The following is a 24,158-nucleotide window of genomic DNA, read 5'->3' as shown; positions in this document are numbered from 1 at the left end:
TAACTAACAATAACAAAAGAAATTGTACTCAAAATGAATTTGCTTAAATTTTTGTTTTGATTCTTTTCATCTCTGAAAAAAATCGCTGCTGTCAACAATATATCAATGAACTTATTATTCTCTTTTTATAACCCGATCTTTCAACCGGCGCTTCGTTCTTAAAGCGGGTGCAAAAGTACACCCTTTTTTCAATTCCGCAAGTCTTTTTTGAAACTTTTTTTTCAAACTCTCTTTCCAAGAAATCCGGTCATCTGTTTAAGAACTTTCGCTCCCCGTTTATCCCCTGACTGCCCGTGGCAGCTGTGGTGGAAAGCGGCTGCAAAACTACAACCATTTTTGATTCCTGCAAGTACTTTTTGAAAAAAAATTAAACCCTTTTTTAAAGGCTCCTCTAACTCGCTATTTGAATGAACGTTTCGCTCTAAACCGCCGGCTCAAGGCCAGCCCTGTTGCTCAAAGCGGGTGCAAATATAGAACTTGTTTTTCGGTTTTTCCAAAGGGTTTTGAAACTTTTTTCAGACGTAAAATATACCCCTTTGAATTTCAGACACTTTATACTTACGAACAGGCCCGAATTTTGGTTGTTGAACAGTTGTTAAAGTTCCTTAAGAAAAGAAATTCCACACCAGCCCGAAGCGAACAATAAAGTCTCTGTACGGATAATCGGGTGCAGAATAGAAGTTATAACCGGTAAATGAAGAGTTCACATGCTCCAGTTTAAAAAAGATACGGGTACGCTGAACCTTGGCATTTATAAAAAAGTCAAGCACCGGAAAATCCCCGATCTCTTCAGTATCCTGTATATAGAACTCTCCGAGCAGCGGACTGTAAGCATTCGCTTTATAAGCCGTAAAGTATTTAAAGGTGACACCGGTCTGGATATACATCGCCTTGTCAAATAAATGATTTGAATAATAAAGTGTATTACGGGTCACCAGCTGAGGCACATTAAGTATGGGATCATCCTGAGACACCTCCTGGTACATTAAGGTGTTGCGAAGCCCGAATCGTCCAAAGTGAAGGTCGTTCTCAAATTTCACCTTTAAATAACCGATGGTTTCCCCGTACTGATAGGGTTTTATCAGCTGTAATTCGGTAACACCGCCTTCTTCCACAGGAGAAACAATCGTATCATTGGCAAAATATGCCCTGTCATCGAATAAGGTATACGATGCTTGTAAGGCACCCCATTTCTCAGACTTCAACTCTCCTGACAGCGTGTTGATCTTTTCAGTGGTGAAACGATCTGTATTCTGCCAGTTATAATACTGATAATCGCTTTGGTAGAGCAAATAATTAAAATCCGGTTTGCGCTGTGAAGAATGAATACGTCCGTTTAGTGACAGGTCTTCGCTGAAACTTAGGCCGACACCTCCTTCATAGATCGACCCTCCTAGATCGCCCTGAATATTTTGGGAGATCAGTGCATCAACAGACAGCGGACCAAAGCTGTGCTTCCATCTTCCGCCAAGAGCAACTTCCAGATTCTCGATCTGATTCTCTATGATCTGATCTTCTGTGATCACACGACTGTTAAAAAAGTAATTATAATCATACGTCCTTGAAAAGAATTGAAGGTCTCCCAGTATGCGATTATCCAGTCTCAGATATAGTTCATTGGTGAAGGCTCGCAGTTTGGCTCTGTCACGTATGGCATCTGCCTGAAAGGCGTCCCCAAAGAAGGCGATGGAATTATCCTGCCTGAACTCGTATGTTTTGGTTTCATAGTTTAATATATGTCCGATAGCCATTCCTCCTTTACCGGTTTCAACATCAGGTTTTACGAGGTCGAATTGCTGATCAAAATAATACCGCTTCCCGATCAGAAAGTTCTCGGCGTTTTGAAATTTCACGTCCACCCTGGCCCGGTCGGTAAATTCAGGACTTCCCGAGGTGAACTGCTCCCTGATCGCAATGCCCCCGTTCTCCTGATTCAGGAGGTCCTGGGAGGCTATATGTGCCTTAAAACGGTACCGGTCATCTGTATTACCATAGTTGGCCGTAAATCTGAAGTTACCGGAACTGACCAATATGTGCTGGTACTTCCCAAGGGAACGCATCCCTTTATAAGCCAGGGAAAAATTAAATTTAGGAGAGGTATTGATCGTGATAAGGGCATCCAGTAAATGCCCCTGCTCCATTACTGTCTTCCACATTAGCTCTGTGGTAGGGGTCGGAACGCGATAGTAATCGATGTCTTCAACCTCCATATAAAAGTAATGCTTGGCCTGCATACCCATAGCGGGATATAAAGTATTCCTGTATACCGGCACCCCTAGTTGATTATAGGTCTGACCCGCATTGGAAAATGGCAGTAATTCAAAATTGTCTTTTCTGAGGTAATTATGACGGTACTCCTTCTCAACCGTAAGTGTGGTATCAAAATGTGTCGTATCCCGTTGATGGGAGATGATCTTGTAATCAGTGATCTTCAGTGTATCCGGTTCCTTACTCTTTTGTGTAAAACGGCCCCTTGTACCGATTAATGTATCTTGAACAATACGCTGTTGTGGCTCTTCTTCCACTTGTGCAAAAGACCAGCTGACGCTCAATAAGACCAGTAAAGCCGAAAGACTAACCCTCATGAAAAAAATTTGTGAGCAAAGGTAGGATATTCGTTTTAAAAACCGGTTTTAAAATTTTGGCACCTGCCCTGCTTGCAGTTCAGGCTAGATCCCAAGAAGATCGATCGCCGGAGAATCTCTTTCCACATGGTAGGCTCTCCAGAAAAAACCCTCATCTTTAAACTGCCAGACGATCTCCTTTTCAGGGTTCACCTCCCAAACTCCAAAAGTACCTATAGTGATCAGGGTATTCCCATCTGGAAGCCTGTAAGCCGAAGAAACCTTGGGCGAGTACATATCAGGGTGGCTGTATTCCCAAACTACGGCCGGCTCATTATCGGTTCCGGGTACAAGACCGAGTGTTGCCGGAAGTGACAGCTCCAGCACTTTTGATTGACGGCTCCCCTCTACATTCCCGTTCACATAGACGAGCATATTATCGGTGCCTTCGACAAAAACAGGTGTATGCACATTGAAAAAACGACGTTCTCCCTGCGCATTGTCATATGCCGATGGATTCCCGAAACGATAGACCAGGTCACCTCCCACCCCGTAATTTCCTCCTTCAGAGCCGGCGGCTTCCGCAGTGGTAGTACTGTGATCGATTACCCAGACCTCACTGAAATAATTCACACTTAAAAATATCAGGTCTCTCTGCGCATCATAGGTCAGCCCGTTGGCATGCATAAAATCACCATTATCCAGGTTATCGGTAACGATATCATCGAAATAATTCACATCGATCTTTCCTGGATTTTCAGCTACCACTCCAAAATTCTGCCTGTTATCATCAACATCCTGTACGAGGTGATCTGCAGAATTCCATTTCCATACAACCGCATCTGTTGCCGGATCGATCTCGATCAATGATTCCAGGTAGATATTTTCCTGTCCGCGATTATAACCGTTTTCCACGGCAACTGCCCCCTCCATTCGTTCCCACACCATAAAAAGAATGTTTCCGTTAGGTAACATTTCGGCATCATGGTGAGCGATATGCTCAGGAGAAGCATGCTTCAGACTCCACTTTTCTGAACCGTCAGGATTCAAAACAGCGATCTTCCCGCCGAATCCCCCGAAAGTAAAATCAGGATCGGTCACCCCAAGACACGCCAGAAGGGTTCCGTCTTCAAACAGTTCCACATCGTTCCCAAGAGGATCGGCCAATGTCCATTCGTAAAAAACACTTCCATCCTCCTTTTCCATCAGGTACACCCTGTCATTCCCAGGATCGTTTATCAGTACATAGCCATCTTGTTTTTGAGCAAGGTTGTTTACCAGGATCCGATCATTGGTTTCACCAACAGGCTCCTCCACGGGAGGTTCCGGCTGTCCGCCTTCGGGAGGCAGTTCCTCAATGATGGTCTCACTATTGTCACAGGAAATACAAAGGAGGAAAATGGAGAGAAAGAACAGACGGGATAGATTTCGGACAGTCATCGTTGTATTCATTTTTTAGAGATAGTCATAAATATAAGACAATTCTCTAATAACCAACTTTGCAAAGCACTTTCACGCGATTATTTTAATGTCTTTTACTTCATAAAATATTACTGTATTCTTAACATTACTAAAAGCATCGATTTCATTATCTTCGAACGCGTAAAAAAATTGCTACTTAAAATGAAAAGAACAAAAACTTCACTAAACCTATTCCTTTTATTTTTTATTTCAATGACGGGCTATTCCCAGATAAATCTCGGAGAGTCTGGACAAGGAGGAGCCATAAACTTTGTAACCAGAAGTTCCGTCACTGAATTCAAAGCCCAGGGATCACCCTACCTGAACGAAGAATTTCAGGTCGGTAAGATATTGGTCAACGGAGAGGCTAAGATTACAGCACTACTGCGTTACAATGGATACAACAACGAAATCCAGATCAAAGAGGCTGAAGATAAATTCGGAGTGATTGATAAAAGTTCACAGTATTCTGCTATTATTGGAAATGATAGGTTCGAAATCAGAAGCTACATAAACAACAGGGACCAGGTAAGAACCTCCTATTTTATAGTTCTTAATGAAGGACCGGTAAAACTTCTTCTAAAACCGGAAATCAAGCTGAGAAGAGGTAAAGAAGCTCAAACCCCATATGAAAGAGATGAAGCTCCGAGATTTTTTGAAAGTTTCTCATATTATTTACAACAAGCTGACGAACCGGCACGGGAAATCAGATTAAAACGCTCCCAAATTCTTTCTTCATTGAAGGGCGCAAAAGGAAAGATTGAAAAATTGGTGGAAGATCAGGACCTAAGCTACAAAGAGGAAAAAGATGTGATAAAAATTATCGAAGCCTATAATGCGATTTAAAGAACGCTAATCATACACCTAAATTACTCATTAGGCATCCCAATTCTCGGGGATGCCTTTTTTATTGCCTTTCGACAAAAGTGTAAGTCAACATTTCCCTTACAAGAACATCCTGCTATCAATCATATTCTAAGACTCCGATTAATGCTTTGAATAAAAATGCTGGAAATAAATAAATTGAAAATTTACTATTCTGTGTCGATTTATTTAAAACTAAAGCCTTTAATAAAGGCCTTACCATTATTCCATTCCCTTATTCAGACAAAGAATTTGAACACTCCCAGATTTCTCCTGCCTAAACTATAATAAGGTTAGAAATGCCACTTAAGAGGAAGGAAAATTAAATACACCTGATTCTTGTAAAACCATTAGACTGCCAAATGAGGGTATCTGAAACCATTCCCGTTGTTCCTCTGAAATGATATTGAAGGAAAAGCTTTAGTATTTATTAATTTACAACCGGTAAACACAAATAAAGGACAAATGGAAGTGAACCGAAAATCAAATTGTCAAAACTTGGAAATGATGAGTCTTACCATTCACACCTTAAAAAAGGCCCTATAAATATCTACAGTTACCATAATTCGTAAAAATGATCTATACTACTAATCCAAACAAAAAACCCCACCATTTTCTGGTGGGGTTTTCATTATATGATATGATTAATCACATGATGTAACTAGTCAATCTTAATCAAATTAAAAACATGTGGATTACCTGCGATACTACCGGCAAAATCAAGATTTACCTCAATTATACCTGCACAGGTCAATACCCTACCACCTGGATTCAACTTATAGAAGTTAGGACCAAATGAAACCTGAGAAGAAATTTTTGTGTCATCCACTCCAATGATATCTCCTGTTTCAGGGTCTATGGTCAGAATCAAGTCTTCCGCACCTTCCTGAATGTAAGTACCACCAACTATGGTGATCTGATTTGCACCAGGTCCGGCGACCACCTCGCGAGTGAAGTCGGTTTCTCCAAAGAAAGCAGCAAAGGTCGACGCAGTAACCTGGTAGTTACCTGGCAACGCCGAAATATCAACGTCAGGACATTCAACAGCCAGCCCTACCTCTAAAGATTGCACACTGTTCTCACCTATTTCAGCATTTTCCACTGATTCTATGTTCAGGATCAATGAAGCAGTACCAGAAGGCAGCGCCTCTCCGGGTATGGTTGTAATATTAATATCAGCGGTAAAATCTCCCGCCTGAACAACCGGATTTAAATTATCGATTGAATAATACTCCGGAGCTAATGTACTGCTGGGATCTACAGAGATCACAAAAGTACGGTCTGAAGATGACACAGTAGATATTCCAACTCTCAAAGTAGAAGTGGTTTCTGCCGCCGGATTAAATACAATACGTTGAAATTCTTGACCGTTGAATCCAGCAATTGCTCTTCCATTTTCCACATCAAAAATGGGAATATCATTCTTCTCACACCCTACGAAACTAACCAGGGTGAAAAGCAATAATGTTATTTTAGATAGTAATTTCATAATTCAATTTTGTTAAGGTTTAGTATCCAGGATTTTGCTCCATATTTGGATTAGCGTTTATCTCAGCCTGAGGAATAGGAAACTGAAATCTAGGATCCCCGGCAGACAATACCCTCACCTCAGGAGGAGTACCGGTTCCATCGATAATATCCCCGGCATTGGTGCGCACCACATCCTGGCCTAATCTCTTCAAATCAAACCATCTGTGACCTTCGAATGAAAGCTCTACCCTGCGCTCAAAACTAATAGCGTCGAAAAGCGCCTGTCCGGTTTCTCCTCCGGTATAACTGTCATAACGGTTATCACGTAATTCATTTAGAGTCGCTAAAGCTTCAGCTTCTTGGCCCAATTCAAACTGCGCCTCAGCCTTGTTTAACAGCACCTCTGCTGCACGTAGAACTTTAACATCTACACGACCATTCACCTGACCTTCCTCTCCAAGGAATTTGCGAATAGCGTTATAATCATTATTTTGATTTGTTCCGATAAATCGCATCACTTCAGCTCTGGCATCATTTCCTACGTCAATACTTTGCCAAAAACCAAGATCAATAACATACTCAGAAATAGTAGCACTACTATTTGACTGACTGTAAAGTACACCAACGTTATTGAAGTTAGCTTCTGAAGATGTATTTACTGCAAGCTCATAAACAAGTCCTGCATTGTTTGAATCGGTATACAAGCCTGGCAGTTCAGCAGCCGTTGCTATAGGTGTAGTCACACGATTAGCCGCGTCAATTGCTTGCTGATAATTACCATTGTACAGGTATACTCTTGATAACAACCCGTTAACGGCATCCTTATCCATTCTTCCTTCTCCATTGCTTTCTGCAACCAACAAACGAGCTTGCTCAAGATCTGCTATTATTTCTGCATAATTGCTGGCTACTGTTTCTCTGGTAAATTGGGCGAAAGGATCTCCGGTATCACCGTCTTCCACCTTAATGACAACAATTCCAGGAGAACTGTTAGCGTCGGAGCTCTGAGTAGGAATTTTAGCGTATACACGAGCCAGGTCAAAATGAGCCAATGCTCTAGCGGCTAAAGCCTGCCCAAGAATATTATCTTTTGCCGGACCGTCAGCAAGATTATCGATCTGTCCAATCACAAGATTCGCAGCATTTACCGCTTCGTAAGCTTCACTCCAGTAAAGAGGAATAGCTCCTCCTGTAGTGGGCACATAACGATAATCATAATAGTCTTCATTAGAACGTCTTCCCGTGGTCGCTAAAATTACGTTATCAGACAAGATATCCGGGATTCCTTGTAAACCGGAACCTGGGCTTGAATAATAGTTCCACAACTGACTGTAAATTCCATTTACACCACTTTGAAAGGACTCCACGCTATTGAAGAACGTTTCGGGATTCCCTTCCGTAAAAGGTTGGAGATCCTCCACCTCATCACTACATGCTACGAATGACAGCGCGATGAACAACGAGGATAGTAAGTTTATATGTTTTTTCATTTCTCTTGTAATTTATTTATTAAAATCCGAGTTCAAATCCGAAGGTGAATGATCTTGTCTGCGGATAACTGAACAGCGAAAATGCCCCTGGAACAAATCCTGCATCTCCTGGTTCAGCTGTCTCAGCCGATCCAAGTCCAATTTCAGGGTCACCGTTATAGTCAGTAAAAGTTAAGATATTTTGACCCGTAAAGAATACTCTGAACCTATCGATTCCCGTACCGTCTAAGAATTGAGAAGGTAGTGAATAATCAAGAGTAAGTGTTCTCAATCTTACATAATCTCCAGCTTCGAGGAATCGAGTCGAAGTCTGGTCGGCAGTGTTTTGGTAAATAGGGTTAGGCAATACATTTTGATCACCTGGCTCTTTCCAGTAATTGAAAGCTTCTACTCGTTGGTTTCCATCGATGTTTCCGATAGAAACACCAGCAGATCTCTGGAAGTTGAGGATATAGTTACCTTTTTTGTAAACAAAATCAGCTCTCAGACCCAGCCCTTTGTAACGGAAGTTTGTATAAAAACCACCTTCCATTTCAGCAGCAGGAGACTTCCCTTCAATAAGTTTCGCGAAACCATCACTGAACTGATTGGTTACATTTCCATCTAGATCTACATACAGCGGCTCACCATTAGCAGGATTCACACCGGCATATTCAGGAAGGAAGAACGAATTGATTTCTTCTCCTTCTCTTAAGATAGTGTTACCTCTGATAATATCCTCTCCTCCTACAAGCTCTTTAACCTCGTTATCAAGGAGCGTGATATTACCTCCTACAGACCATAGAAGATCTTGTCCTCTGATGATATCATAATTCAAAGACAACTCAAAACCGGAGTTTTCAATTTCACCAACATTAGCGAAAATAGCGTTGTCTTCATCACCGATAATTTGAGAAATAGGTCTGTTTAGAAGAAGGTTATCAGAATTCTTCTTAAAGTAGTCAAACACACCGTTCAACCTGTTATTGAAGAAACCGAATTCAACACCAATATCCAAAATAGCCTGAGATTCCCACTGAATATCTGGATTTCCTACCCCTAAAGGAATAGCTGTGGTGAAACCATTATAGGTACCAAAACCTAACAGGTTGAGAAACTCAAAGTCAGGTATCGCCTGGTTACCGGATGTACCGTAAGAAGCTCTCAGTTTCAAATTGTTGACAAATGTATTTTCAAGGAAAGATTCACGAGCTATGTTCCAAGCCACACTTCCACTATAGAAAACACCATATTTATTCTCAGGACCAAACCTTGAAGAACCATCTCGTCTCACAGATGCTGAAGCGATATATTTTCCATCATAATCATAGTCCAAGAAAAGACCTTGAGAAAAGAGAATCCTTCTCGCTTCACTAGTCCCTCCGTTAGTTTGCTCTGCAGCTACGTCCTGGTAAGGTATATCCGGACTTGGAAATCCTCTACTTGATACGAAAAGATCGGTAAAAATGTTTTCATTATACTCCAAGAGGAAGCTTGCAGATACATTATGAACATCATTAAACGTATCCGTATAGGTTAAAAGGTTATTGATGTTATATTCAAAATCCAAACTGAAGTTATCGGTTTGTGTTCCAGGGAAATTCGCATCTCCTACAAAGCCTTGTAAAACCCCTCCGGCGATAGACCTGGTGGTTCTGTTAAACCTGTTATTGGTTAGACCAACTGAAAAACGGTTGGAAAAATGCTCCGACAACTTAATATCGGCAAATAAGTTACCAATTAACAGGAAGTTACGGTTGCTTTCTGGCTCTGTCTGTAATGCCAATGCAATAGGGAATCCAGTTGTAGTAGGATTATAAACCGGCTCTCCGTTATCGTCAGTAACTACATTTCCATTAGCATCTCTTAAAAACAACGGATCCCAAGGGTTGTAGTCATACATCGCACGGAACGGGTTCTGAACATTGTTCCTGTCACGAGGCAGGTCAGTTGAACTTCTCGAAGCAGAAATATTAGCCCCAACAGTTAGCCATTCTTTAGCTTGATAGGTTGTATTGATCCTTCCTGAAAGCCTTTCAAATCCATTGATACGGTCGATAATACCCGTGTTTTTGTCATAACCTAGAGACAGGAAATACGAAAGCTTATCTTCACCTCCTGATATCTGAAGTGAATTCGACTGAATCTCTGCCTTTCTAAGAAGCTCCTCTTCCCAGTCAGTATCCAAAGCAATCAGCCTGGCTCTTTCTTGAGCATCAGCATTTGCCCCAGGCAATGCATTAGCTGCACTTACGCCCAATTCGGCATATTGTCTTTCGAGCTCAAGCTTCTGCTCAGCATTCATAATATCGAAAGGGTCTGGGATACGCTCTCCAAAACCATAAGATGAGCGGAAAACAATTTTCGCATCACCTTTACCTTGTTTGGTGGTAATCAAGATAACACCATTAGCACCCCTGGAACCGTACTGCGATACGGTAGCCGCATCTTTCAGGATAGACATACTCTCGATGTCATTTGGATTCAGGTTAGGAACATCACTCGCGTCGATAGGCGTACCATCGATAACATATAATGGCGTTGTACCCGCATTAATCGATCCAACCCCACGAATCTGAACGAAAGCAGTATTACCAGGTCGTCCGTTAGCAGCAGTTACCTGAACCCCCGCAGCCTGACCCTGTAGAATATTATCCACTGAGGTTGAAGGAACAAAAGATTCAATCGACTCAGCAGCTACAGTAGAAACAGCAGAAGTAGATAACTCCTTAGCTTTTTGACCATAACCTACCACTACCACCTCTTCCAGTGCCTGTGCATCGGCTGCAAGTGATACATTAATAGTAGAAGAAGCTCCAACGGTCACTTCCTCTGTTTTTTGCCCGATGTAACTAAATACCAAAACATCACCTTCATTGGCGCTGATTGAATAGTTACCATCAAAATCGGTTTGAGCACCTTTAGTGGTGCCCTTAACCATTACGTTGGCCCCGGGTAACGGCAGACCATCTCCATCGGTCACCGTACCGGAGATCGTCTTCTCCTGTGCAAAGGAGAACTGTAATCCGAACGCCAGTAATAGCGTCAAAATCCAAGAATACTTTGATCTCATATTTAATTAATTTGATTTAGCGAAGCGCAAACTTGCTAAATAATTCTAAATAAAACAAATTGGAATGCAGGCGAATTGTGTTAAATCTGCGAATTCTCAAAAAAATCACAACTAATTATGAATTATTGATTTTTTGTACTTTTTTGTTCACATATAACAATTCGATAACGTGCGATTTAATTTTCATAAAGACCTGATTGAGGCCGGAACCGATGAAGCCGGGAGGGGTTGCCTGGCCGGACCCGTGACCGCAGCCGCGGTAATTTTACCTAAAGGGTTTAAAAACAAAAAGATCAACGACAGCAAGCAGCTGTCAGAAAAAAACCGGATGGAACTTCGGGAGTTCATTTTAGAAAACGCGGTGAGCTACGGGATCGCTCACGTTTTCCCCGAAGAGATCGATCGCATCAATATCCTTAAAGCCTCCATCACCGCCATGCACCGTGCCCTGGACCAACTGACCTCTGTACCGGAATTCATTGCTGTAGATGGCAATAGATTCATTCCTTACAATACGGTTCCCCATGAGTGTATCATCAAAGGAGATGGTAAATTTCTTCATATAGCCGCCGCCTCCATACTGGCCAAAACATCCCGTGACCTATATATGTGTGAGATCCATCGCGAATTTCCTCAATATAATTGGATGCAGAACAAGGGCTACCCGACCAAAGAGCACAGAGATGCCATCAGAAAGCATGGTGACACAGAATATCACAGAAAATCCTTCCGCCTGCTACCGGAACAATTGTCGCTTGAATTTTAAATTTTATTTTTGTTGAAAACCCTGAACATGAAAAAAGCTTTACCGCTGCTTTTAATGGTTTTCACAACCCTGATCGGCTGTAAGTCCGAAACCGGCAATGACAGCCTCCTGATCGATCACCTTCCGAGAAATCCGGCTGTTATCGTTAAAACAGAAAACCTCGGAGCTTTAAAGACCGACCTTATAAACAATGAGTTTCTGAACCTGTTCGGGGAAAGCGACATTTACACCAGGTTGTCAAGGCTATTAAGTCCGCTCACTCATGTACATCCGAAAGGAGAAACAGTCATCGCGCTGAATGAGGTTGGAAAAAACAGTTTCGACTTTACTCTGGTCGCCGAAAACCACCCGGAGATCTTCTCGATAGACTCTTCTCTTTCCCGCTCGGCAAAAACGCTGAGCTACGAAGGAAGACAGTTTAAAGAGCTATCTATTGAAGAAGCAAAGCTTTACAGCCTGAGTTTTGACAACATCTTCCTTCTAAGCTCATCACAACTACTGATCGAAAACGTTATTCGCAACCTTGGCGAATCTAAATCAGAAGAATCCCTGCGCAAATTGTATAGGGTTTCTGAAGATAATGCTGCCGCCAGTATTTTTATTCATCACGAAAACGGCGCTCCCCTTTTAAGAGAGATTCTGAGCGCATCGTCACTTTCAATACTGGCCGCATCAGGAGAATGGACCACCCTCGACATCAGTGTCGACCCCAATAAATTACAGGCCAGCGGGATCACAACTTTTTCAGAAACCAACTCACAACCCCAAACGGGAGAACCACGACACTCGGAACTCGAAAACCTGATCCCGGTCAATGCCTCAGCCGCCAGCATCTTTAGCCATATACAACCGAAAGCAGACAAGTCTGTTGACTCCATATATTACACCATTACGGAAGGAAGTAAGATGGTCATCAACAACGATGCAGTGATAGCCCTCAGGTCAACCGACCCTGAAGCTTTTTCTGATCACCTCGGCCCTTTCATCCAAACGCAATACGATTTCAGGGACTTTCGTCTTCACAGCCTCTCTGAGGAATTCAACGGAGACATTTTCTCTTTGATAAATATTGATTTTAAGGCAGCTGTTTTCAGTGAGATCGGCGACATGATCGTTTTCGGAGAAACGGAAGATGCGCTCAAAAGCTTTATCATCAATTACCAAAACAACACCGTTTTAAGCAAACTCCCGTCTTATACCGGAGTAAGAAAAAACCTGGCCGACACTTATTCGGTCCATACGATCATCAATCTGAATGAGCTCGGAGAAAACAACTCTGTTTTCAGTGAGAACATAACCCAAAGCCTGAAAAAGAAGAAGCTCACCGATGCGCGGCTGCTGGGAATACAAAAAACAACCGACAACGGATTTTCCCTCGTTAACATCTATACCGAAAAGATGGACACCGGAGTCGCAACCACCGGGATGGTCACCCAGGTGTTCAACACTACCCTTGAAAATGAACTGGCCACCAGACCTCAATTCGTTATTAATCACAGGAGCAAACAAAGAGAGGTGGTGGTTCAGGATATTCAAAACTACCTCTACCTGATCAATCCGTCTGGCAAAGTGCTTTGGAAGAAAAAACTCGACAGCCGCATCATCGGAGATATCGAACAGGTAGATCTGTATCGTAACGGCAGGCTACAACTGGCTTTTAACACCTCAGGTAAATTCTATATTGTTGATCGCAATGGTAATGATGTTGCTCCTTTCCCCAAGACCTTTGAGGAGCCTATCACGCAGCCCCTGGCAGTTTTCGATTACGATAAGAATAAAAACTATCGCTTTTGTATCGTTAGCGGAAATACCATTCACATGATTAACCGCGAAGGGAAACAGGTTAACGGCTTTGTCTACAAAAAAAGCAAAGGCGCTCTGCTGAACCAACCAAAACATATTCGCATAGGGCGTCGTGATTACCTCATATTCCAGGAGCACCCTGACCAATTGAAAATACTCCATCGCACAGGAAAACCCAGGATCACCCCTGAGCAAAATTTTGCCCTTTCAGGAAACCCTGTTTTTCTTTACGACGACAAGTTCAGTACCACAACAGCTTCAGGAGACCTGATCCAGCTTGATCAGCAGGGCCGCGTGTCAAGCGTCAACATGGATCTGCAGGAAGGCCATCTTATCGATGCAACCATCAATACCTTTGTGAGCATCTCAGAGAATAAACTGCGCATCAAGGATCAGGAGATCACGCTTGATTATGGCATATATACCGAACCACGTATCTTTTACATATATGACACCATATATATAGCCATTACCGACACCCAGTCTAACAAGGTATACGTATTCAACAGCCGCGGTGAACTCCTCGAGAATTTTCCGGTTTACGGAAATTCAGCCATAGATCTGCATGATATGGACAATGACAAAAAGATCGAGATCGTTACGCGTGGCGACGCTGCAACCGTGATCGTTTATCAGCTGAATTAGAACAGCCTTTTCAGCCGGCTACCAATTCTGCTTCAAAAAGACGGACGAAATGTCGTTGAACTTTTTCACCGACTTCCACCATGGGAACTTCTTTTTGGCCAAGTTCTACGTTCAGACTGGTAACCGCCTTTCCTCTGATACCACACGGGATGATATTATCGAAATAACCCAGATCTGCATTGACATTCAAAGCGAACCCATGCATGGTGATCCAACGGGAGGCCCTGACTCCCATAGCACAGATCTTACGGGCAAAGGGAGTTCCCACATCAAGCCAGACTCCCGTCTCACCTTTCGATCGCTCTCCCTTTAGGCCATATTCTTCAAGGGTGAGAATGATAACCTCTTCCAGCAATCTGAGATATTTGTGAATATCGGTGAAGAAATTATCCAGGTCCAGTATGGGATAACCCACTAATTGCCCGGGGCCGTGATAGGTGATATCTCCCCCACGGTTGATCTTATAAAAGGTTGCTCCCTTTTCTTTCAATTGTTCTTCATTGAGCAGCAGATTATTCACATCACCGCTTTTACCCAGGGTATATACATGCGGATGCTCAACGAACAGCAGGTAATTGGGGGTGGGATCTTCCTGAGACTCCCGCCGGTTTCTGACCTTTACGTCAAATATCTCTTTAAACAGCTCCTCCTGATAATCCCACGTCTCTTTATAGTCGCGGTTTCCCAGTTGCCGGAATATCACTTTTTTATTCATGTTGCAAATATACGCAATGGGGCTTAGAGATGGGTTAGTGGTTAGTGGTTAGCGGTTAGTGGTTAGTGGTTAGTGGTTAGTGGTTAGTGGTTGAAATTACAAATAATAGATTGTAAGTGATAGATTGTGGAGCCGTATGAACTTAAATTATTTGCAATGGAATACAGATTTGGTATTAAGTTATAAAGGTATGGGGATGGGGGGATGAGGGTATGGGGTGCGATTACTAATTATTTGCCAAATCCAGAAGTAATATCCTTATCCAGGCATACCCTGCGCTGCATTAAACCACAGTCGAAGACTAATTATAATCCAATCCCCTGCATAACCCTTCAAGTGAGGTAGTGAGATGGTCAAGTAGTCAGGTGGTCAGGTGGTCAGATGGCACGGCATTTAATAGCGGCAATATCAGCCATGCAACTATAATAAACAGACGTTAAATTACAAAGCTTTCTCCCTGCATAACTGCATACCTGCCTGCCGGCAGGACCGCATAACCGTTTAACAGCATAACTGTTTAACCGAACTAACGATTCGGGTTGTTCAGAATGATCAAAGCCGCAATAACGCCGGGCACCCAACCGCAAAGCCAAAGGATGAAGGTAATGATCACAGACCCACAGCCTTTATCCAGTACGGCAAGCGGGGGACATATAATAGACAGAAGTACACGCCAGAAACTCATAACTCAATTACTATAAATTCGTTTTTTGATGATACTTATAGGTAGCAAATATCACAATTTTGTTACACCCATGTGCAAAATTCGGGCATTTGTCAGGTTTATAACAGGACTACTAAGGCCTGAAAATCAGCCTTGGCAAGGCATTGAAAGATTGTTAAATACTCCCTATCTTTGCAGGCTTAAAAGAAGATAATTATATGCAGCTTTCAGAACAGGAGAAAATTCGCAGAGAGAAACTGGGCAAGATACGTGAGATGGGCATAGACCCATATCCCGCTGCTCTTTACCCTGTTGATCATACTTCAAAGGAGATCAAAGAGAATTTTGAGGAAGGTAAAAAGGTGATTTTGGCAGGTCGCCTGATGTCACGCCGTATACAGGGAAAAGCATCCTTTGCAGAACTACAGGACAGCGAAGGACGTATTCAACTCTATTTTAACAGGGATGAAATTTGCCCCGGCGAAGACAAAACGAAATACAATGATCTCTACAAAAAGCTGCTCGACATAGGTGACATCATCGGAATAGAGGGAGAACTTTTCAAAACCAATGTTGGTGAGATGACCGTGATGGTAAAAGATTTTACCCTTCTCAACAAATCCCTTCGCCCCCTTCCCCTGCCCAAGGTAGACAGTGAAGGCAAGGTCTACGATGAATTCAACGATCCGGAGCTACGATACAGGCAACGCTATGTTGACCTGATCGTGAATCCACACGTGAAAGACACCTTTATAAAAAGAACCAAGATCACTAACAGCATACGCGAATTCTTCAATAAGAAGGATTACCTGGAGGTCGAAACCCCCATACTTCAGGCTATTCCGGGTGGAGCTGCCGCCAGGCCGTTCGTAACCCATCACAACGCCCTGAATATCCCTCTTTATCTGAGAATCGCCAATGAACTGTACCTGAAAAGACTTATTGTCGGAGGCTTTGACGGGGTTTATGAGTTTTCGAAAGACTTCCGTAATGAAGGAATGGATCGTACTCACAACCCGGAATTCACAGTAATGGAACTCTACATAGCCTATAAGGACTACCACTGGATGATGAACATGACCGAACAATTGCTCGAAAAGGTAGCTGTTGACGCAACCGGCAGTTCAAAGGTTCAGGTAGGTAAAAATACCATTGATTTCAAAGCGCCTTACCCACGGGTACCCATACTGCAAGCTATCAAGGAACACACCGGTTATGATGTTTCTAATTTAGATGAACAGGAATTAAGAGATATCTGCAAGGAACTGGACATACCGGTCAATGAGACCATGGGTGTCGGAAAGCTAATCGATGAGATCTTCGGTGAAAAATGTGAGCATCACTACATACAGCCGACTTTCATTATCGATTACCCTAAGGAAATGAGTCCGCTCACCAAGGAACATCGCAGCAACAAAGCACTTACCGAGCGTTTTGAACTGATGGTTAACGGGAAGGAGCTTGCCAACGCTTATTCAGAGTTGAACGACCCTATAGACCAGCGTGAAAGATTTGAAGAGCAACTCAAGCTTTCAGAGAAGGGGGATGATGAAGCGATGTTCATCGACCAGGATTTCCTGAGAGCACTGGAATACGGAATGCCTCCAACCTCAGGGATCGGGATTGGGATCGACCGCCTTGTGATGCTGCTCACCAATAACGCATCTATACAAGAAGTACTGTTCTTTCCGCAGATGAGACCGGAGAAAAAGCCGCTTGAACTTAACGACAAGGAAAAAGCCATCTTCGAGATCATCAAAACAGCACAGAAAATGCCGCTGAACGAGTTGAAGGATAAGTCCAACCTCAGCAACAAGGCATGGGATAAAGGAATTAAAGGATTAACAAAGCAAGGACTGGTCAAGGTGGTTAAAACCGAAGATGACCTGATGTGTGAACTTGAGTCTTAACAGTACTTTATCAAATACTGATTTCGAGAAAAGACCTGCCAGGGTGAAGTGTCCCGGCAGGTCTTTTCTTTTGTAGGCAGGTTACGAAATGAAACCTACAAGCATGGTGATCGTCAATGCTGTCGCCGCAAGGGCAAAGGCTGTTCCTAATACGATAACCGATACAGGATTAAAAAACTTTTGTTTTGTTTTCATCTTGATTCAGGGCAATGGTTATACTGCTAAAGTCTTCGAAAAATACATGCTTTTCATTAAAGACAGGATAAAAGGATCGATTTAATCGACAAAACACACAATTTTATTCTTATTTGTTTAAAAATCAATGATTTATAATCACCTCGTTTATCTTCATCAAACCGAAGGTAGTTGACGAAATATTATCGACAGCGAACCAGGAAGCGGTTAGTCTTTCAGCAGAGATTCGTAACTGTAGATAGCCTTTGGTGCGAATATGAACAAATTCTGTCTCATCTAAAAGGAACCTAAGGGCCTGCTCCAGTTGGAGCGCTTCAGAATTATCGCCGTTGAGCAGTGCTTCAAAACCCGGAGAAGTAACGCCGGCAGTGGCCAATTCGTGTGCACCAATGCGTTCATCACTACCCTGCACTTTATTGTACCATGCATTATGTGAATCGCCGGCTAAGATCACCAGATCATCCCATTGCCTGTTCAATAGTGCATGCCTTTCAGCCGGATAACCGTCCCAGGCATCAAGATTATAGGGAACAAGCTCTTCGAGCATTTGCCGGTCTTCGTCACTTATATCCTCCCCTGCTTCGACTCTTGACTTTGCGAGTATAAGCCTTTGCAACATGGTTTTGATCTCTTGCCTGCGGTCATCATTTACTGCTCCGTTTTCCCTGAACTCCTTTACAGCAAGCGAAAGAGACTTATACAAAACTGCGGGAACCCATTGTCTGGAAAAGAGAACCTGTTGGGCTATGATACGCCACCCTGCCTGAGAAGATCCGGCCTGGGCAAAAAGCCATGCACGCTGTTCATCGCTCATCATTCTTCGGGAGGGATCAGATAAGGAAGTACGCAGTTCATCAACTTCGATATTGCCTGCGGTATTGAGATAATCTGAATGTTTCAACGGCTGCGATCTTTCATCATGACGTGTATCAAGCAGATACAGGTCTGCCAGATTACCCAGGGTCACATGTCTCCAAATCTTCCCTTGCTGATCAGTTCTCACAGGCAGGTACTCGGCATGCGCCTGGACAGCATTGGCCTTTCTGTTTTGAAAAGCCCCTTCATCGGGATCATGATTTCCCGCCCCATTAGCAAAAGCTCCATCAGCAACCTCGTGATCATCCCATACTATCAGAAAAGGCTTAAGCCTGTGCAATTCCTGCAACTGAGGATCTTCCCGATATTGCCTGTATCTCATCCGGTAATCATCAAGATTCAGCAATTCGCGATCGGGTCGGTGACTCCTTCCGGGAATACTTCCGGGGATATCAGCATATTCGTATATATAATCCCCGAGATGAAGAACCATATCGGCATGTGACTCTCCCATTGCCTGGTATGCGTTGAAATAGCCCATGGTATAATTTCCGCAGGAACAAACCGCAAGGATAACATCATCTGCATTATCTGCTCCCGGAAGAGTACGGGTAATACCGGTTGCGGAAACCACTTGTTCATCTCTGCTGAAAAACCTGTAATAATAAGGCATCCCGGGCTCCAGATCACGCACCTCTATCGTGATGGTATAATCTCTTGAAGACTCAGCGGTAACTTCGCCTGATCTTATGATTTGAGAGAACCCCTCATCACTTGCCAACTGCCAGGAAACAGAAGATTCTGCCTGTTGCTCAGGTACAAAACGGGTCCATAGCAGCACACCGTTTTGATCCGGGTCAAAACTGGCGACACCCTGATAAAAATTCCCTCTTTCTGAAGGTATTTCGGCAATCGGTTGCAGGTCATCATCAGAACAGCTGATCATATTAGGCATCAGATACACTGTTCCGGTAAAGGCGGCAGCCTTCCTGATAAAATTGCGCCGTTCTTTCTGATTTACTTTCATGAGGAGTTTAAAAAAAAAGCTGAAAATAAAAAAGCCTGATAATGAGACTAATATACTCACATCAGACAGCAAAAAAATAAAAGACAGTGAAAAAAGCTATGTAATTACATATAAACCGATGAGGTGGCTTCTTTCACTGTCTGTTGTTGATCAATTGGTCGTTATTTACCGACCATAGCAGTAGCGTCATATGATTTCCTTTTAATTTTTATACACGATTTCACTGGTGATGAAGTTGCAGAAATCAAAGTCTGCCATTTCAGCCTGGGTATTTTCGGCATCCGCCGGAAGAAATGCTGCGGTATCAAATCCCAGGATCACAGGCTCTTCGATTTCTATGTAAACGATCTCATCGAGATCACCCACATGTGGGTCAAAGTTTTCAGGAAGGTAATCCCCGGTATTGAAACCCATAACAACTTCAGAATCTTCTTCAATATATTCGATCTCGTTCAGGTTGCCCGCATGAGCATCAAAACCCTCCGGAAGCCATTTTGTGGTATCATAACCCATTACAACTTCGATCTCTTCCTCGATATATCCGAGATCATCCAGGTTCCCTGCATGAGCATCAAATCCTTCAGGAAGATACGCTTCCGTATCAAAGCCCATAACGACTTCCTCTTCTTCTTCCACATACAGGATATCATTAAGATTTCCTGCGTGAGCGTCGAATCCTTCAGGAAGATAGGCGTCGGTATCAAAGCCCAACACAACCTCAGACTCTTCTTCAATATATTCGATCTCGTTCAGGTTGCCCGCATGAGCATCGAATCCTTCGGGAAGCCAGGCCTGGGTGTCAAACCCCATTATTACCTCAACTTCTTTCTCTACGTATGATACTTCTTCTAATACACCTACATGCGGATCGAAATTCTCCGGAAGATATTCAGCTGTATCAAAACCTAATACGATTTCTGCGTCTTCCTCTGCATAACTGATCCCTTCAAAAAGAATATCGGTCATACTATCGATCTTACAACATGTTTCAGTCTCTCTTATTTCATTGACTGTTTCCAAAAAAACGGGTTCTTCTGTACTGACTTGGGTAGCAACACTTCCCGTTAAGAGTAAACTACCGATTAATGCTAAACTGTTCATTTTTTGATTTTTTAAGTGGTTCATTCGATTGATTGATGTATTAATAAGACTACTTAGAAATCAATTTGTTACGCCATTAATAACACTTTAACAACTCTCCGCATGCTCTTAACAATTACTTTTCAATACAGGCAAGTATTCATAAACCAGATCCCATGCGGTCGGCGCCGTTTTTCCATGGAATATCAGACGTTAAAGAAACCCCATAAAAAAAGGCACCTTAACAGGTGCCTTTCCTTATATAACTATATAGTGTTTCTACAAACCTCTCAGAACCTTATTGGCCGCATTGATGGTATGATCCAGATCTTCATAGCTCAGCGCATCATTGAGGAACCAGCTCTCAAATGCGCTTGGGGGAAGGTAAACTCCCTCTTTAAGCATTCCGTGGAAAAACATTTTAAATGTTTCATTATTCCCTTTAGCTGCCGATTCAAAGTCGAAAACCTCTTCTGTAAAATGAACCGATATCATGGAACCGATACGGTTGATACAAAAAACTTTACCTGAGTCATTCAACACCTTCAATAATCCTTTATGGAGGTAGGCCGTCTTTTCCTCCAAACTCTTAAATACATCAGGACGCTCATTCAGTTCCTTCAACATGGCCATTCCGGCCGCCATTGCCAATGGATTCCCACTGAGGGTTCCTGCCTGATATACGGGCCCATCCGGTGCAAGGTGTGACATGATCTCACTGTTCGCCGCAAATGCACCGACGGGTAAGCCTCCCCCTATCACCTTTCCGAAGGTGACAATGTCTGCCTTCACCCCGAGTAGCTCCTGAGCACCGCCGCGGGCAAGTCTGAACCCGGTCATTACCTCGTCGAATATCAACAGAATTCCGTGCAGGTCACAAGCCTCTCTGAGGCCTTCCAGGAATCCGGGGTTGGGAAGTACACATCCCATATTTCCGGCTACAGGCTCTATGATAATAGCTGCTATCTCGCCTGGATTGGCCTTGATCAGCTCCTTTACTGCATCCAGGTCGTTGTAGGGTGCCAGAAGGGTGTCTTTAGCTGTCCCTTTGGTTACACCGGGACTGTTAGGACTTCCGAAGGTTACAGCTCCACTTCCTGCCTGTATCAGAAATGCGTCTGAATGTCCGTGGTAGCATCCTGAAAACTTAATGATCTTCTCCTTACCTGTATAGCCACGAGCCAGTCGAACAGCGCTCATACAAGCCTCTGTACCGCTATTCACAAAACGAATCTTATCAATACCCGGAACCATCTGAACCGCCAGCTTAGCGATCTCGGTTTCCAGTGCGGTAGGAATTCCGAAGGAGGTACCCGACTCAGCCCTTTCCTTGACCGCCTTCACGACCGGTTCGTAAGCATGCCCCAGGATCATGGGACCCCAGGAAGCGATATAATCGATCAGTCTGTTATCATCTTCATCATAGAGATAGGTTCCCTTGGCCTTTTTGACAAAAATGGGAGTCCCTCCCACGGCTTTAAATGCCCTCACCGGAGAATTCACACCACCGGGAATCACTTTCTCTGCTTCTGCAAATAATGCACTACTTCTTTTATACAGCATATCTATCGGTTTATTATCGTTTCAAATAGAGCTCCTGCCCTATTTTAATCGTACTGTCTTTTAATCCGTTCTGCTGCATGATCGTTTCAACAGAAAGGTTATATTTTTTGGAGATCGAGTATAAGGTATCTCCCTTTTGGACCACATAGGAATAAGTGTCTTCATAAACAGGAGCGGGGCTACCCAGCACCTCAGCGTCATACTCGTACAAACGGTATCTTTCTATTATGCTGATCAGCTTGGCCGGGTACCGGGGGTCGGTGGCATAACCCGCTTTCTTTAATCCGTGTGCCCACCCCTTATAATCATTCTTCTTAAGGTCAAACAGGAAAGCATATCGGCTGCGGCCGGTGAGAAAGAGTGAATGATCGTTAAATGAAGACTCCGGGTGATCATATTTTCTGAAGCACTCCCCTTTACGGTCATCATCATGAAACACTCCTGGACCGGTCCAGTCTGAATGACATTTGATCCCAAAATGATTATTTGCCTTACGGGTAAGTTCTCCCCTGCCCGCACCGCTTTCAAGTATGCCTTGTGCCAGGATAATACTGGCAGGTATACCATGGGCTTGCATTTGCCTTCTGGCAATACCCTGGTAGGTAGCAATATAGTTTTTCACCACATCCTTATAAACCGTAGTGGTCGATGTCGACTCGAGAGTTTCCTTTGATGATTCCTCTGAAGTCACAACCTTTGGTTCAGTTCTTCCCGACGGCTTCTCACGTTTAACCCTTTTGCTGCTTCCGCAACCTACCAGGAAAATCATTAAAATAACGTAACAGGTGTTTTTGATCAGCATAGTATTTGAGGTAATTGTTTCTTTTTAAGCAGCCTGTTCATCCCTTCCACTCCCTGCAAGCCCCCGGTATGAATGACCAGGATCTCACTGCCTTTGCGAAAATATCCTTTTTTAAGCATATCTGCGAGCCCATATACCATTTTTCCGGTGTAGACGGGATCCAATAATATGTCATGGGTGATCTTTACCCTGTTGATAAAATGCACCAGCTCTTCGGTTATCCTGGCATAACCTCCGAAGTGATAATCTCTGATCAGACTCCAGTTCTTTCTCGTGGTATGTAATGCGATATCATCGTGAAGGAAGTTCTCCTTCAGTGCCGGAAAACCCAGAACCATTTGCCCGTCACAACTTGCCCTTATCAAGCCTGAAAGGGTACCACCAGTGCCTACTGCAGAGGTAACATAATCATACTTCTGGTCATCGTCAGCTAAAATTTCTTCACACCCCTTTACCGCCAATTCATTGGTTCCGCCCTCCGGCAATTCATAAAACTCCCCAAAAAGACCCCTAAGATCTCCCTGATCTCCAGTCCTCATTTCCCTGAACTCAGAACGACTCACAAAAAACAGTCGCATGCCCTGCTCCCTGGCATAGCGCAAGGTGGGGTTCTGGTCTACTTTATCACACAACTCTTCCCCTCTGATCACTCCGATGCTTGAAAACCCGTTCGCTCTGGCTGCACAGGCAGTAGCTGCTATATGATTGGAAAATGCCCCCCCATAGGTCAATAAGGTATCACACCCCTTCAGCCTGGCGGCTTCGAGGTTATATTTCAACTTCCTGTATTTATTTCCTGAAATAACAGGGTGTATCAAATCTTCCCTTCTGATAAATAACCGGCAAGCGGCTTCTGCAGCTTCCGCAAGTTGAAATTCCTGTGTAATTACCCGGGAAGTATCTGGATTCATGACCTGTAGTATCTGCTGAAGGCCCATAATTGCCGGCCAGACAAATAATCAAGCTCAGCCTCGTGCAGGTAAGCTTCTTTTTCGAAGCTGATATTGCGATAGGCCTCGTAACTGTTTCGAAAGCGAACAAGACCTATAAGCCATTCGGTAAAGTAAATCAGGTAGAAAGGAACGATCAGCAGTTCCAGCTGCTGCCGCAGATGAATGCGCTCGTGGTTGAGCAGTACTTTATCAGACTTTAAGGCGGCATGCTTTAAGATAATCACGGGCCAAAGAGTGAGTCCGACGTACTTACCCGGAAAGAAATATTTAAAAATTAACACCATTTCCAGACCTGATTTTTCGGGCCATCTTATATTT

The 24,158-nt window shown here is 43.4% G+C and carries 17 protein-coding genes; 4 read left to right on the top strand and 13 right to left on the bottom strand.

Translation table 11 applies throughout. The features are described 5' to 3' along the window. Positions 1-605 precede the first annotated feature (605 nt). Together K7R10_RS14860 and K7R10_RS14855 are read right to left on the bottom strand one after the other, a co-directional pair. Complete coding sequence (locus K7R10_RS14860; RefSeq protein WP_224485524.1) at positions 606-2,585, bottom strand: putative porin; 1,980 nt, start codon at positions 2,583-2,585, stop codon at positions 606-608. An 84-nt stretch (positions 2,586-2,669) separates the two neighbouring features. Then, entirely contained in the window at positions 2,670-4,004 is a 1,335-nt protein-coding gene (locus K7R10_RS14855; RefSeq protein ID WP_224485523.1) for an aryl-sulfate sulfotransferase, read from the bottom strand. Positions 4,005-4,187: 183 nt separating this feature from the next. On the opposite strand from K7R10_RS14855, the gene K7R10_RS14850 reads away from it, so the two are divergent. Continuing rightward, positions 4,188-4,871, top strand: a complete 684-nt coding sequence (locus K7R10_RS14850) for a hypothetical protein (RefSeq protein ID WP_224485522.1) — start codon at positions 4,188-4,190, stop codon at positions 4,869-4,871. A 679-nt stretch (positions 4,872-5,550) separates the two neighbouring features. Here K7R10_RS14850 and K7R10_RS14845 read toward each other — a convergent pair. The 3 genes from K7R10_RS14845 to K7R10_RS14835 are packed head-to-tail and all read right to left on the bottom strand — an operon-like array spanning position 5,551 to position 10,901. Beyond that, positions 5,551-6,378 (bottom strand): DUF1735 domain-containing protein, encoded by an 828-nt coding sequence (locus tag K7R10_RS14845; RefSeq protein WP_224485521.1) that lies wholly within the window; start codon positions 6,376-6,378, stop codon positions 5,551-5,553. A gap of 19 nt (positions 6,379-6,397) precedes the next feature. Further along, positions 6,398-7,849: a RagB/SusD family nutrient uptake outer membrane protein gene (locus K7R10_RS14840; protein ID WP_224485520.1), complete on the bottom strand. Its 1,452-nt coding sequence runs from the start codon at positions 7,847-7,849 to the stop codon at positions 6,398-6,400. A 19-nt stretch (positions 7,850-7,868) separates the two neighbouring features. Further along, positions 7,869-10,901: a SusC/RagA family TonB-linked outer membrane protein gene (locus K7R10_RS14835; RefSeq protein ID WP_224485519.1), complete on the bottom strand. Its 3,033-nt coding sequence runs from the start codon at positions 10,899-10,901 to the stop codon at positions 7,869-7,871. A gap of 169 nt (positions 10,902-11,070) precedes the next feature. On the opposite strand from K7R10_RS14835, the gene rnhB reads away from it, so the two are divergent. Both rnhB and K7R10_RS14825 read left to right on the top strand, forming a co-directional pair. Further along, the gene (gene rnhB / locus K7R10_RS14830; protein WP_224485518.1) at positions 11,071-11,667 is read left to right on the top strand and encodes a ribonuclease HII; all 597 of its coding nucleotides are present in this window, start codon (positions 11,071-11,073) and stop codon (positions 11,665-11,667) included. Between the two features lie 27 nt (positions 11,668-11,694). Continuing rightward, the gene (locus K7R10_RS14825; RefSeq protein WP_224485517.1) at positions 11,695-14,115 is read left to right on the top strand and encodes a ribonuclease HII; all 2,421 of its coding nucleotides are present in this window, start codon (positions 11,695-11,697) and stop codon (positions 14,113-14,115) included. 10 nt (positions 14,116-14,125) lie between these two features. Here the strand turns inward: K7R10_RS14825 and lipB are convergent, their stop codons facing one another. Together lipB and K7R10_RS14815 are read right to left on the bottom strand one after the other, a co-directional pair. Beyond that, a complete protein-coding gene (gene lipB, locus K7R10_RS14820; protein ID WP_224485516.1) occupies positions 14,126-14,830 on the bottom strand; it encodes a lipoyl(octanoyl) transferase LipB in 705 nt (234 codons plus the stop codon). A gap of 526 nt (positions 14,831-15,356) precedes the next feature. Further along, positions 15,357-15,515: a YqaE/Pmp3 family membrane protein gene (locus K7R10_RS14815; RefSeq protein WP_224485515.1), complete on the bottom strand. Its 159-nt coding sequence runs from the start codon at positions 15,513-15,515 to the stop codon at positions 15,357-15,359. A gap of 197 nt (positions 15,516-15,712) precedes the next feature. Here K7R10_RS14815 and lysS point away from each other — a divergent pair, with 197 nt between their 5' ends. Beyond that, positions 15,713-17,404, top strand: coding sequence for a lysine--tRNA ligase (gene lysS, locus K7R10_RS14810; protein ID WP_224485514.1), 1,692 nt, complete (start codon positions 15,713-15,715; stop codon positions 17,402-17,404). A gap of 319 nt (positions 17,405-17,723) precedes the next feature. Here the strand turns inward: lysS and K7R10_RS14805 are convergent, their stop codons facing one another. From K7R10_RS14805 to K7R10_RS14780, 6 genes are all read right to left on the bottom strand, one after another. Next, positions 17,724-19,442: an alkaline phosphatase D family protein gene (locus tag K7R10_RS14805; protein ID WP_224485513.1), complete on the bottom strand. Its 1,719-nt coding sequence runs from the start codon at positions 19,440-19,442 to the stop codon at positions 17,724-17,726. 201 nt (positions 19,443-19,643) lie between these two features. After that, complete coding sequence (locus K7R10_RS14800) at positions 19,644-20,543, bottom strand: hypothetical protein (RefSeq protein WP_224485512.1); 900 nt, start codon at positions 20,541-20,543, stop codon at positions 19,644-19,646. Between the two features lie 258 nt (positions 20,544-20,801). Next, on the bottom strand, positions 20,802-22,085 hold the full coding sequence (gene hemL / locus K7R10_RS14795) for a glutamate-1-semialdehyde 2,1-aminomutase (RefSeq protein WP_224485511.1): 1,284 nt from the start codon (positions 22,083-22,085) through the stop codon (positions 20,802-20,804). 13 nt (positions 22,086-22,098) lie between these two features. Further along, complete coding sequence (locus K7R10_RS14790) at positions 22,099-22,887, bottom strand: glucosaminidase domain-containing protein (RefSeq protein ID WP_224485510.1); 789 nt, start codon at positions 22,885-22,887, stop codon at positions 22,099-22,101. Further along, positions 22,881-23,798 carry a 1-aminocyclopropane-1-carboxylate deaminase/D-cysteine desulfhydrase gene (locus tag K7R10_RS14785; RefSeq protein WP_224485509.1) on the bottom strand — a complete coding sequence of 306 codons (918 nt, stop codon included), beginning with the start codon at positions 23,796-23,798 and terminating at the stop codon, positions 22,881-22,883. The genes K7R10_RS14790 and K7R10_RS14785 overlap by 7 nt, the downstream gene beginning before the upstream one ends. Beyond that, positions 23,795-24,124: a hypothetical protein gene (locus K7R10_RS14780; protein ID WP_224485508.1), complete on the bottom strand. Its 330-nt coding sequence runs from the start codon at positions 24,122-24,124 to the stop codon at positions 23,795-23,797. Before K7R10_RS14780 ends, K7R10_RS14785 begins: the two co-directional genes overlap by 4 nt. Positions 24,125-24,158: the final 34 nt, after the last annotated feature.

Source organism: Robertkochia aurantiaca, from assembly GCF_020166495.1.
GTDB lineage: Bacteria > Bacteroidota > Bacteroidia > Flavobacteriales > Flavobacteriaceae > Robertkochia > Robertkochia aurantiaca.
This window is presented reverse-complemented; position numbering and strand designations above follow the sequence as displayed.

Coding starts and splice junctions, on each gene's coding strand:
- K7R10_RS14860 (WP_224485524.1), bottom strand. CDS start 2,585: ATGAGGGTTAGTCTTTCGGCTTTACTGGTCTTATTGAGCGTCAGCTGG.
- K7R10_RS14855 (WP_224485523.1), bottom strand. CDS start 4,004: ATGACTGTCCGAAATCTATCCCGTCTGTTCTTTCTCTCCATTTTCCTC.
- K7R10_RS14850 (WP_224485522.1), top strand. CDS start 4,188: ATGAAAAGAACAAAAACTTCACTAAACCTATTCCTTTTATTTTTTATT.
- K7R10_RS14845 (WP_224485521.1), bottom strand. CDS start 6,378: ATGAAATTACTATCTAAAATAACATTATTGCTTTTCACCCTGGTTAGT.
- K7R10_RS14840 (WP_224485520.1), bottom strand. CDS start 7,849: ATGAAAAAACATATAAACTTACTATCCTCGTTGTTCATCGCGCTGTCA.
- K7R10_RS14835 (WP_224485519.1), bottom strand. CDS start 10,901: ATGAGATCAAAGTATTCTTGGATTTTGACGCTATTACTGGCGTTCGGA.
- K7R10_RS14825 (WP_224485517.1), top strand. CDS start 11,695: ATGAAAAAAGCTTTACCGCTGCTTTTAATGGTTTTCACAACCCTGATC.
- lipB (WP_224485516.1), bottom strand. CDS start 14,830: ATGAATAAAAAAGTGATATTCCGGCAACTGGGAAACCGCGACTATAAA.
- K7R10_RS14815 (WP_224485515.1), bottom strand. CDS start 15,515: ATGAGTTTCTGGCGTGTACTTCTGTCTATTATATGTCCCCCGCTTGCC.
- lysS (WP_224485514.1), top strand. CDS start 15,713: ATGCAGCTTTCAGAACAGGAGAAAATTCGCAGAGAGAAACTGGGCAAG.
- K7R10_RS14805 (WP_224485513.1), bottom strand. CDS start 19,442: ATGAAAGTAAATCAGAAAGAACGGCGCAATTTTATCAGGAAGGCTGCC.
- K7R10_RS14800 (WP_224485512.1), bottom strand. CDS start 20,543: ATGAACAGTTTAGCATTAATCGGTAGTTTACTCTTAACGGGAAGTGTT.
- hemL (WP_224485511.1), bottom strand. CDS start 22,085: ATGCTGTATAAAAGAAGTAGTGCATTATTTGCAGAAGCAGAGAAAGTG.
- K7R10_RS14790 (WP_224485510.1), bottom strand. CDS start 22,887: ATGCTGATCAAAAACACCTGTTACGTTATTTTAATGATTTTCCTGGTA.
- K7R10_RS14785 (WP_224485509.1), bottom strand. CDS start 23,798: ATGAATCCAGATACTTCCCGGGTAATTACACAGGAATTTCAACTTGCG.
- K7R10_RS14780 (WP_224485508.1), bottom strand. CDS start 24,124: ATGGTGTTAATTTTTAAATATTTCTTTCCGGGTAAGTACGTCGGACTC.